The following is an 8,756-nucleotide window of genomic DNA, read 5'->3' as shown; positions in this document are numbered from 1 at the left end:
GACGGAAACAGCAGGTCGGACATGCACTCCCTCGCGGTCAGGTCGGATCGAGCAGGTCGGTGGCGGTGACCGGCGCGCCGGTCGCCATCGAGCGGTTGGCGGCGAGCCCGGTGAGCAGCGCGTGCGCGCCGTCGCGGGCCGTCGCGGAACGGTCCATGGGGTCGGTCACGCCGCCGAAGAGCACCGCGGTCATCCGCGCGTCGGCGCCGCCGTGGCGACCGCGCGAATAGCCCGGGACCGGCACCTCGCGGGGCGGGGCCCAGAACGGGTGGACGGTCAGCCGCGCGCTCCCCCGCTCGACCGCGGCCACCTCGCCGTGCACGGCGGCTCCCTTGACCTCGCTCGCGCCGGCCGGGCTGACGTGGTCGCTCTCGACCACCTCGAGCTCCAGCCGGCCGCGGCTGCCGTTGACCATGACGCGATAACCCTCCCACGGTGCGTACGCCGTGAGGTGGTAGGTCATCGTGGCGCCGGTCGAGTAACGCACCAGGACGGCCATGTCGTCCTCGATGGTGACCCCGGGCGCGAAGACGTTCTGGTCGCGCAGGTAGCCGTCCTCGTCCTCGGCGTCGAGGTAGAGGGCGCGCAGCTGGGGGTTGTCGGCGAGCTGGAGGGCGAACGGGTCGTCCTTGGCCGCGGGCGCGCCGTGGCCGCGCGCGTAGTCGCGGGCGTAGCCGTGCCGCCGCCCCTCCGGGCCGTAGAAGAACCGCCGGCCCTGCGCGAAGACGGTCACGGGCGTCGCGCCGAGCCACCAGTTGACCAGGTCGAAGTGGTGTCCGGACTTGTGCACGAGCAGGCCGCCGCTGTTGGCGGAGTCGCGATGCCAGCGGCGGAAGTAGTCGGCGCCGTGCCGCACGTCGAGCAACCACTCGAAGTGGACGGACCCGATCTCGCCGATCTCACCGTCGGCGAGCGCGCGGCGGAAGGCCTCGTGCAGCGGGTTGTAGCGGTAGTTGAACGCCACCCGGACCCGACGGCCGGTCTCCTCGACCGCGGCCAGGATCCGCCGGCAGCCCGCGACGTCGGTCGTCATCGGCTTCTCGGTGACCACGTCGCAGCCGGCGCGCAGCGCCGCCACGATGTAGTCGGCGTGCGTGGCGTCGACGGTGGTGACCAGCACCTCGTCGACCCGCTCGGCGGCCAGCATCGTGGTGAAGTCGGCGGCGTCATAGGTCTTCGCCGGTGCGGCGCCCAGCTCGCCGAGCCAGCGGTTGTGTGCCGCCATCCGCGTGTGGTTGACGTCGGCCAGGGCCACCACGTCCGCGCGGTCGGCGTGGTCGACGGCGAGGGCGCGCAGGAACATCCCGGCCCGTGCCCCGGCACCGACCAACGCGTAGCGACGTCGCCCGTCAGGCATCGATCAACCCCTTCGCACCTTGCAAACGTTTGCACGAAACTATCCATGCGGCCGCAGAGGCCGTCAATGTCTTGTCCGCTATTACCGGTTTTGCCGGCCACGACAGCCTAGTGGGAGCGCGTCCGCAACCGATTCGCAACAACTGACCGTTGACAGCCACACAACCGTTTGCATTAATTGGCGCACTTGAGTGACGGCCACCACATCGGAAGGGCGGATCTCCGCGTGCCAGCCACCATCCGCGACGTCGCGCGTGAGTCCGGAGTGCACATCTCCACGGTCTCGCGCACGTTCTCGGCGCCGCACCTGGTCAACCCGGAGACCCGCAGCCGCGTGCTGGCCTGTGCCGAGCACCTCGGCTACCGCCCCAACCGCGCAGCCCGGGCGCTGATCACCGGGCGCACGCACAACATCGGCCTGATCGTGGCCGACATCGCCAACCCGTTCTTCCCGCCGCTGATCAAGGCCGCCGAGAGCCAGGCCCGTCAGCGGGACTACCACATCTTCGTGACCGACACCAACGAGGACGCGAGCGTCGAGGAGGACCTGGTCCGCGCCCTGGCCAAACAGGTCGACGGCGTCCTGCTGTGCAGCCCGCGGATGAGCAACAGCCTGATCGAGCAGCTCAGCCGCGAGGTGCCGCTGGTGGTGGTCAACCGCCAGCTGACCGGCCTGCCGACCGTGGTGATGGACGTGGCGCAGGGCGCCAGGCTCGCCATCGACCACCTCAGCCGGCTCGGGCACCGGCGGATGGCCCTGGTCTCCGGCCCGCGCGGGTCGTGGACCAGCCGGGAGATCCGCCGGTCGGCCATGTCGGCGGCGCGGGCCAGCGACGCCGACCTCACCGTCGTCGGGCCCAACCAGCCCACTGAGGACGGTGGCATGGCGGTCGCCGAGCAGATCGTCCGGGCCGGCGTGACGGCCGTCCTCGCGTACAACGACCTCATGGCCATCGGTTTGATCGAAGGCCTGTCCACACAGGGCCGTCGGGTCCCGGAAGACATCAGCGTGGTTGGCATCGACGACATCGCGCTGAGCCGCCTCACCCGCCCCAAGCTGACGACGGTGGCGACCCCAACCGCCGCCGCCGGACGGGCGGCCGTCGACATGCTCCTCGCACACGGCGACGACCGCCGCACCACCGCACAGGTAACCCTGCAGACCGAGCTGGTCATCCGCGACTCGACGGGGCCGGGCCCGGGCCCGCACAGCCATGCGGACCCGGGCGACGTGGTCGCCACCGCCCCCGGAGAGGTCGCCTCCTACGCCAAGGAGTGAGCGCACATGCACCGCGCACCATCCCCGCGTGCGGTCGAGCCGACCACGCGCCACCACCGTACCGCCTTTTCGGGGTCTGGCCTGCGGCGACGCCTGCTGGCCGCCCTGGTCGCCATCCCGCTCGCACTGACCGCCGCGGCCTGCGGCGACGACGGTGGCGAGGCCGCCGCCGATCCCAACAAGCCGGTCGAACTGTCCATCTTCTGGTGGGGCGCGGAGGGCCGCGCGAAGCTGACCGAGGAAGCGCTGGCGCTCTACACCAAGAAGCACCCGAACGTGACGTTCAAGAAGACCTGGCAGGCCAACCAGGGCTACTTCGACAAGCTGGCGACGCTGACCGCCGGTGGCGACGCGCCGGACATCTTCCAGATCGACGACAACTACCTCACGGAGTACGCGTCGCGGAACGTCACCCTGGACCTGATGTCCTACAAGGACAGTGGCAAGCTCGACCTCACGAAGTTCCCGGAAAGCCTGTGGAACTACGGCGTCGTCGACGGCAAGCTGGCCGGCGTCGCGTTCGGTGAGAACACCCAGGGCCTGGTGTTCAACAAGACGCTGCTCGACAAGTTCAAGCTCCAGGCGCCGACCACCGGCCAGTCCTGGGAGGACCACATCGCGTGGGCCGCCAACGTGTCGAAGGTCGCGAAGGTGCCCGGCACGCAGGACCCGAGCGCCGACTACAAGGCGTTCTGGGTGTGGCTGCGCCAGCAGGGCAAGGACCTCTACAAGGACAAGGCGCTCGGCTTCACGGAGCAGGACGTGGCGGGCTGGTTCACGCTGTGGCAGGGTGCACGCTCCGCCGGAGCCACGCCCACGCCGGACGTGATCCACGAGGGCAACGTCACCGACATCAGCAAGCAGCTCGTGGTGACCGGCAAGGCCGCGACCTCCTGGGTGTGGGCCAACCAGATGCCGGAGCTGAAGAAGAACACCAAGGACGAGATGGGCGTGGTGGCGTACCCGGGTGACCCGAGCGCGCAGTGGGCCCGGGCGTCCATGTACTTCTCGGTGTTCCGGGGCAGCGACAAGAAGGACATCGCGGTCGACGTCATCAACTTCCTGTCCAACGACCCCGAGGCAGCTGCCGTTCTGGGCACCGACCGTGGCTTGCCGTCCAACCTGGACATCCGCAAGGCCGTGTCGGATTCCGTGTCCGACGCCAACATGAAGCAGTCCATCGCGGTGCAGACGGAGCTGGGCGCGAAGTTCGGCGCCTCGCCGCAGGTGCCGCTGAAGGGGCACAGCAAGGTGCGCTCCGAGCTGATCAAGGCAGCGGAAGAGGTGCAGTTCGGCCGCCAGACGCCGGCCGAGGCCGCCAAGGCGTACTTCGCCGCCTGCCAGGCCGCGATCGGGGCCTGACCGTTGGCGATCACCACCGCGCCGCCGGCGGCAGTGCCCTCCGGCTCCGCCTCCCCCGGTCCCGCCAGTCGGCGGGGCCGGGGTGGCCCACGCCGCCGGGAGAACGTCGCCGGCTACGTCTTCCTCTCACCGTGGCTGCTGGGCCTGCTGGGGATCACGGCGATCCCCATGCTGTTGTCGCTCTACCTGAGCTTCACGAACTACGACGCGCTCTCGGACTTCTCGTCGGTCGAGTGGGTCGGGCTCGACAACTACCGCACGATGTTCACCGCGGACCCGTCGTACTGGCACGCGGTGCGGGTGACGGTGACGTTCGCGCTGGTCGCGGTGCCGCTCAAGCTCGCCGCCGCACTCGGCGTGGCCCTGCTGCTCAACCGGGCGTTCCGCGGCGTCGGCCTGTTCCGCGGGCTGTTCTACCTGCCGTCGCTGCTGGGCGGCAGCGTCGCGCTGGCCATCGTCTGGGTCAACATGTTCAACCGCGACGGCGCGTTCAACTCGCTGCTGAGCGTCTTCGGCATCGAGGGCGCACCGTGGGTCAACGACCCGCGCTGGGCGCTCGAGACGCTGATGGCGCTGGCCATCTGGCAGTTCGGCGCCCCGATGGTGATCTTCCTGGCGGGCCTCAAGCAGATCCCGGTGGAGCTCTACGAGGCGGCGTCGGTCGACGGCGCCAACGCGTGGCGCCAGTTCCGCGCGGTGACGCTGCCGATGCTGTCGCCGGTCATCTTCTTCAACCTGGTGCTGGAGACGATCAACGGCTTCCAGGGCTTCACGGCCGCGTTCGTGCTGAGCAACGGCACCGGCGGCCCCGTCGACTCGACGCTCATGTACACGCTGAACCTCTACATCAAGGGCTTCACCGAGCTGCAGATGGGCTACGCGTCGGCGATGGCCTGGGTGTTCCTGGTGGCGATCGCGCTGATCACGGTGGTGCTGTTCTCGACGGGCCGGTTCTGGGTCCACTACTCGGACGGGGAGGACCGGTGATGCGCGGGCGTGCGCGTACCGTCGTGCGGCTGTTGATCCTCGTCGCCATCCTGGCTGTCGTGCTGTATCCGCTGCTCTGGATGGTCGGCACGTCGTTCAAGTCGCGCGAGGAGATCGCGACGAACATCGGGCTGTGGCCGGAGGTGTTCACGCCGTCGAACTTCCGCGCGGGTTGGCAGAACTTCGACGTGAGCTTCGGCCGGTTCTTCGCCAACAGCGCGATGGTCGCCCTGCTGACGGTGGTGGGCAACGCGATCTCGTGCCTCCTGGCGGCTTATGCCTTTGCCCGCCTGCGGTTCCGGATGCGCAAGATCTGGTTCGCCATCATGATCGGCACGCTGCTGCTGCCGGGCCACGTCCTGATCATCCCGCAGTACGTGCTGTTCAAGCAGCTCGGCTGGGTCGGCGAGCCGTGGCCCTACCTGCCGCTGCTGGTCCCCCAGTTCCTGGCGACGGAGGCGTTCTTCGTCTTCCTGATGGTCCAGTTCATGCGCGGCATCCCCTACGAGCTGGACGAGGCCGCGAAGATCGACGGCGCCTCGCCGTACACGGTCTTCGCCCACGTGATCGTCCCCTTGAGCCGCCCGGCCCTGGTCACGACGGCGATCTTCTCGTTCATCTGGACGTGGAACGACTTCTTCCGCCAGCTGGTGTTCCTGTCCGATCTGCAGGATTACACGGTGCCGGTCGCGCTCACGCTGTTCATCGACTCCACGAGCGAAAGCGCGGTCGGCCCGATGTTCGCGATGTCGCTGCTGTCGCTGGTCCCGGTCTTCCTGTTCTTCGTGGCCTTCCAGCGCCTGCTGGTCGAAGGCATCAACACGAGCGGCCTGAAGGGATGAAACCCGACTGGCGCGACACGGTACGCGTCGCCACCGACGTAGCCGTCCTCGGCCTCCTCCTGGTGGCGACGTCGCTGCCGGTCCTCACGACCGGCGCGGCGTTCGCCACCGCGAGCTTCGCGGTCCACCACTTCCTGACCCACGACCGCTGGCCACGCCGGCGCGCGGTGGGCCGGGTGTTCCGGCGCACCCTGCTACCCGGCGCCGCCGCGACGGTCGCGGTGGCCGCCGCCGCGTGGCTAGTCACGGTGGACCTGGCCGCGGTCTCCCACGGCACGGTCCCCGGCGGCGCCGTGATGCTCGGCGTGACCGCCGTGATCGCCGCGGCCGGGGTCGGCTACGCGGCGCTCGCCCTGGTCGCCCTCGGCACCCACCTCGCCGACGCGTCCCACACCGACACGGACATGGCCCCGATGCCCACGGCAACGACGGGCGTCTGGCGCCGCCGCGCGGCCACGGCAGCTTTAACTCCCACGGCGACCACCGGCCGCCGGCGCCGGGCGGCGAGCACGGACGTCTGGCGCGGCACAGCGGCCACGGACGTCTGGCGCGGCACAGCGGCCACGGACGTCTGGCACGGCACAGCGACCACGGACGTCTGGCACGGCACAGCGACCACGGACGGCTCGCGGGGCACAGCGACCACGGACGTCCGGCGCGGCACAGCGACCACGGCCGGCTCGCGCCGCACCGCTAGCCCCCGCCTCTGGCGGCGCGCGGCGCGGGACGCTGCCGCCGCGCGGCCCGTCAGCGTCGCCGCCGCGGCCGGCGTCGTCGCGCTGGCCGGGCTGCTCGCGGTGCTGGTGCACCCGATCCTGGCCGCGTGCCTGGTCGGGTACGCCCTCTACGCGGTGCACGTGGTCGCCCGCCGCCTGGCGGTGGGAGCCGCGCCGGATCTAGTGCGTAAGTAGCATCCGCACCTCCGTGGGGGTCTGGCCCACGTGGACGCGGATCGTGCGGCACAGGTGGGCCTGGTCCGCGAACCCCAGGTCCGCCGCCAGCCGGGCGCCGTCGGTGTCGCCCGCGGACAGTCGCTCCAGCGCCCGGCCCACCCGCACCCGGTTGCGGTAGTGCGTCAACGACACCCCCATCTCCCGGCTGAACGCCCGGCTCAACCGATAAGGCGACACCTGCAGGTCGGCGGCCAGCGGCAGCAACCCGCGCGCCGCCGGATCATCGGCACCGATCGCCGCGCGCGCCTGAGCCACCACGACGCGGTCGGCGGTCGAGCCGCGGGCATCGGCCGGCACGACCGACGCCGACACCCGGCGGGCCACCAGCCCAGCAGCGTCACCAACTCCTCGGCGCGGTCGCCGGCCGCGCGGAGTAGTCGCCGATGGGCCAGGTCGAGCCGGGCGTCCACGTAGACCGCCGCCCGCGGTCGCCGGTCGCCCGCTACGTCGTGCCACAGCGCCGCGGACATGCTGATCGCCGTGCAGACGTCGCCGCCGGAAGGGTGGGCGAAGCGCTCCTCACCGCCGGGCAGCGTCACGTAGCCGACCGTCGGGTCCAGGTCGACCGCCACCCCGTCGACCAGCCGCCGGAAGCGGCCCCGCCGCGGCAGGACGAGGGTGTGGCCGCCGCGGGCCTCCGCGGGCGACCAGCGCGCGTGGTCGTCGGTGCAGGTCACGGTCCGGACCGCGAACCCAGCACCGGCGGCGACAACCTCCGCCTTCTGCATGCAAGCACGCTACGACCCCCGTACGACAAGAATCTTCAAGCTCGACGAACGCCCCGCGCCGCAGGCTGGACCGAGCCCAACACAGAGAAGAGAGGCGAACCATGTCCGCACCAGCCACCATCTCCACGATCGTTTTCGACGCCGCCGACCCGGCGAAGCTGGCCGCCTTCTACGCGCAGCTCACGGGATGGGAGGTGAGCTACCAGGACGACGACTTCCACTGTCTCGGCAACGGCTCGATCAAGCTGGGCTTCCAGCGGGTCGCGGGCTACCGGGGACCGGGCTGGCCCGACCCCGCCAAGCACGCCCACCTCGACCTGAGCGTCACCGACCTCGACGCGGCCGTCGAGCAGGCCATCGCGAACGGCGCCGACAAGCCCGAGTTCCAGCCCGGTGACAGCTGGACCGTGCTCACCGACCCCGAGGGCCACCCGTTCTGCCTGACTACCTGACCCAGAAGGTAGCGTCGAGCGGGTGTACGGGTTCGCGCGCCGGGAGTTCACGCTGACCCTCCTGCGGCGCATGGCGGACTACCAGCCGGAGCTGGTCAAGGACGCGTACACCCGGCTCGGCGCCACCAAAGCCGACTACCTCAAGGCGTTCAACCGCTGGCAGACCATGCTCCACTCGCGGCGGGCGCCGGGCGGGCTCGACCTCCTCCACGCGGTGCTCGGCCCCGAGGACCACCTGGAAGCGGTACGCCTCGGCGACGTCACCGCGACCGTCGCGCACTGGCGTCTCCCCCTCTGGCCCGACCTGCGCTGGCAGGCGATCGTCGGCGCGGCCAACGTCGTGATCGACAGCACGCTGGTCCGCGCGCACGACGCCAAAGCCGTGCGACTGCCCGAGCCGCCCGCCCTCGCGCCCTGGTCATGCGTGGTCGCCGACACGCTCGAACGCTGGCCCGAGGCCCGCCAGGTCAACCCCGACGTGCCCAGCCGCTGGCTCGTCGAGACGGAGCGCCATCGGCTCTGGTTCACGCACGGCCTGCTTCAGCTGGTCGACGAGCGCGACGACTGACGGCCGTGCGGCGTTGCTCGCGCGCCAGAGCGCGAACACCCGCCGGCTCGGCTGGGGCACGATCGGCACGCACCGGACCCCGGCCGGCAGCGGCCCCCGGCCGAGCCGCGGGATCACCGCCCGGCTCGTGATCTTCGGCATCCGGCTCATCGCGGAGGCGCTGGTCGAACTGGCCTGATGCTTTCCGGGGCTTTGCTCTGCATCCATATACGCACCACCCCCGCTGACC

General features: G+C 70.8%; 11 protein-coding genes. 8 read left to right on the top strand and 3 right to left on the bottom strand.

Translation table 11 applies throughout. The annotated features are described in order from the left end of the window. Positions 1-37: 37 nt before the first annotated feature. A complete protein-coding gene (locus AB0H87_RS33300; protein WP_360154819.1) occupies positions 38-1,357 on the bottom strand; it encodes a Gfo/Idh/MocA family oxidoreductase in 1,320 nt (439 codons plus the stop codon). Between the two features lie 225 nt (positions 1,358-1,582). Between AB0H87_RS33300 and AB0H87_RS33295 the strand changes: the two genes are divergently transcribed. Genes AB0H87_RS33295 through AB0H87_RS33275 form a run of 5 tightly spaced genes read left to right on the top strand, consistent with a single transcriptional unit; the run spans position 1,583 to position 6,737 of the window. Beyond that, a complete protein-coding gene (locus AB0H87_RS33295) occupies positions 1,583-2,635 on the top strand; it encodes a LacI family DNA-binding transcriptional regulator (RefSeq protein ID WP_360154816.1) in 1,053 nt (350 codons plus the stop codon). 6 nt (positions 2,636-2,641) lie between these two features. Continuing rightward, a complete protein-coding gene (locus tag AB0H87_RS33290; RefSeq protein WP_360154813.1) occupies positions 2,642-3,997 on the top strand; it encodes an ABC transporter substrate-binding protein in 1,356 nt (451 codons plus the stop codon). Positions 3,998-4,000: 3 nt separating this feature from the next. Beyond that, entirely contained in the window at positions 4,001-4,984 is a 984-nt protein-coding gene (locus AB0H87_RS33285; RefSeq protein ID WP_360154810.1) for a sugar ABC transporter permease, read from the top strand. After that, positions 4,984-5,826 carry a carbohydrate ABC transporter permease gene (locus AB0H87_RS33280; RefSeq protein ID WP_360154807.1) on the top strand — a complete coding sequence of 281 codons (843 nt, stop codon included), beginning with the start codon at positions 4,984-4,986 and terminating at the stop codon, positions 5,824-5,826. Before AB0H87_RS33285 ends, AB0H87_RS33280 begins: the two co-directional genes overlap by 1 nt. Next, on the top strand, positions 5,823-6,737 hold the full coding sequence (locus AB0H87_RS33275) for a hypothetical protein (RefSeq protein WP_360154804.1): 915 nt from the start codon (positions 5,823-5,825) through the stop codon (positions 6,735-6,737). Before AB0H87_RS33280 ends, AB0H87_RS33275 begins: the two co-directional genes overlap by 4 nt. Here AB0H87_RS33275 and AB0H87_RS33270 read toward each other — a convergent pair. Together AB0H87_RS33270 and AB0H87_RS33265 are read right to left on the bottom strand one after the other, a co-directional pair. Continuing rightward, positions 6,723-6,941, bottom strand: coding sequence for an AraC family transcriptional regulator (locus AB0H87_RS33270; protein WP_360154801.1), 219 nt, complete (start codon positions 6,939-6,941; stop codon positions 6,723-6,725). The genes AB0H87_RS33275 and AB0H87_RS33270 overlap by 15 nt on opposite strands. After that, a complete protein-coding gene (locus AB0H87_RS33265; RefSeq protein ID WP_360154798.1) occupies positions 6,938-7,507 on the bottom strand; it encodes a hypothetical protein in 570 nt (189 codons plus the stop codon). The genes AB0H87_RS33270 and AB0H87_RS33265 overlap by 4 nt, the downstream gene beginning before the upstream one ends. A 101-nt stretch (positions 7,508-7,608) precedes the next feature. Between AB0H87_RS33265 and AB0H87_RS33260 the strand changes: the two genes are divergently transcribed. Genes AB0H87_RS33260 through AB0H87_RS33250 form a run of 3 tightly spaced genes read left to right on the top strand, consistent with a single transcriptional unit; the run spans position 7,609 to position 8,705 of the window. After that, a complete protein-coding gene (locus AB0H87_RS33260; protein WP_360154795.1) occupies positions 7,609-7,959 on the top strand; it encodes a VOC family protein in 351 nt (116 codons plus the stop codon). 22 nt (positions 7,960-7,981) lie between these two features. Further along, positions 7,982-8,527: a hypothetical protein gene (locus AB0H87_RS33255; RefSeq protein WP_360154792.1), complete on the top strand. Its 546-nt coding sequence runs from the start codon at positions 7,982-7,984 to the stop codon at positions 8,525-8,527. Between the two features lie 13 nt (positions 8,528-8,540). Continuing rightward, positions 8,541-8,705 (top strand): hypothetical protein, encoded by a 165-nt coding sequence (locus AB0H87_RS33250; protein ID WP_360154790.1) that lies wholly within the window; start codon positions 8,541-8,543, stop codon positions 8,703-8,705. The last annotated feature ends 51 nt before the right edge of the window (positions 8,706-8,756 follow it).

Source organism: Asanoa sp. NPDC050611 (assembly GCF_040654855.1).
GTDB lineage: Bacteria > Actinomycetota > Actinomycetes > Mycobacteriales > Micromonosporaceae > Asanoa.
Note: the sequence above shows the minus strand (reverse complement) of the source record. Positions and strands in the feature narration are given on the sequence as shown.